The sequence below is a fragment of the Peribacillus sp. P4_D6 genome, assembly GCF_056401795.1.
In genome coordinates, this window is record NZ_JBFUIQ010000351.1 from 1 (window position 1) to 1,057 (window position 1,057).

The following is a 1,057-nucleotide window of genomic DNA, read 5'->3' on the forward strand; positions in this document are numbered from 1 at the left end:
CTTCTCAGGTAGAGGGGCAAGGTACCACTACAAAAGAAACCGGGTCCTTCACTCAACCCTCTTCACTTAAAAAGCAAAAGCGTACCTGATAAAAGTGAATCCTAAATCAACCATGAAATTCAAACCATGATACGAAAAAAACGCTTGGTTTATCCGCCAAGCGTTTTCCGCTGCATGATTCTTTTTTGCTTTACATTAAAATCAGGGACTTCTCTTACATATTTTGCTTTCTGATTTCCTCTTGGATCTTTAGATCATTCAATTGATCTCCATCAATTGTTTTTGAATCCATTTTTCCTTTTCCGGCTCCATCTGGGTTTAAATCACTTGCCCTTAAATTATTATTGCGAGATGCTTGCTCGTTCCATTTGGTCATCATGATCTCCTCCTCAGTCCTTTATCCTTCCCAAACCTAAGAATATTCATGAATACACCCCATCATTTATTGCAAAGATAAAAATGGAGGTGGTTTTATTGGAACCAAACAAACCCGGCAATAAGAATGTTCCGGATTTTAAAGAGTTGAACGATCGTATCATAAGAGAAGCGTCACAGAGTCCCCGTTTAGTGATTAAAACCAATTTGGATGCAAAGAATGTAAATGATGAGAACCCTTATTCAGATCGCATTAACAGTGAAGGATTTTCTGATTTTTTTGAGGAATAAAACAAAAACATGCTTGGCAGCCTCAACCAAATGGTTCGCAGGCACCAGTTGATCTATAATTGGAACGTAAGGTGCGAGAATCCTGCGGGAAAAGCGAGTCCACGGGAGACCCCACAGGCGCAAATGCGCCGAGGGCGGACCGCCCGCGGAAAGCGAGTGCCTGGAATGGAAATCAATGTTCAAATTGCACAAACCCCTAATAAAAAAAAACCGGCTTAATAAGCCGGTTGATCTTAAAAATATTTTTTCTTCCAAAAAATGAATGCAGTCGTCCCCGCCAAAGTGATGGCAATTAATAATGTAAAAATGAAAGCAAACTGATTATGTTCAAATGGCAGTTCCACATTCATTCCGTAAAAACTTCCCACCATCGTCGGCAGCGTTAATATAA

General features: G+C 40.1%; 3 protein-coding genes and 1 pseudogene. 2 read left to right on the plus strand and 2 right to left on the minus strand.

Annotated elements, in window-relative coordinates:
* Positions 1-89, plus strand: a pseudogene (locus AC1DVB_RS27480) (YuzL family protein); the annotation flags it as partial.
* Positions 90-214: 125 nt separating this feature from the next.
* On the opposite strand, the gene AC1DVB_RS27485 reads toward AC1DVB_RS27480, so the two are convergent.
* On the minus strand, positions 215-379 hold the full coding sequence (locus AC1DVB_RS27485) for a hypothetical protein (protein WP_161784844.1): 165 nt from the start codon (positions 377-379) through the stop codon (positions 215-217).
* Positions 380-474: 95 nt separating this feature from the next.
* On the opposite strand from AC1DVB_RS27485, the gene AC1DVB_RS27490 reads away from it, so the two are divergent.
* The gene (locus AC1DVB_RS27490) at positions 475-666 is read left to right on the plus strand and encodes a hypothetical protein (protein ID WP_034307263.1); all 192 of its coding nucleotides are present in this window, start codon (positions 475-477) and stop codon (positions 664-666) included.
* Between the two features lie 233 nt (positions 667-899).
* Here the strand turns inward: AC1DVB_RS27490 and AC1DVB_RS27495 are convergent, their stop codons facing one another.
* A complete protein-coding gene (locus tag AC1DVB_RS27495) occupies positions 900-1,055 on the minus strand; it encodes a CorA family divalent cation transporter (protein WP_477592003.1) in 156 nt (51 codons plus the stop codon).
* Between the last annotated feature and the right edge of the window lie 2 nt (positions 1,056-1,057).

What these genes read in the sequence shown, in the direction of transcription:
- AC1DVB_RS27485 (WP_161784844.1), bottom strand. Translation starts at nt 379, where the DNA reads ATGATGACCAAATGGAACGAGCAAGCATCTCGCAATAATAATTTAAGG.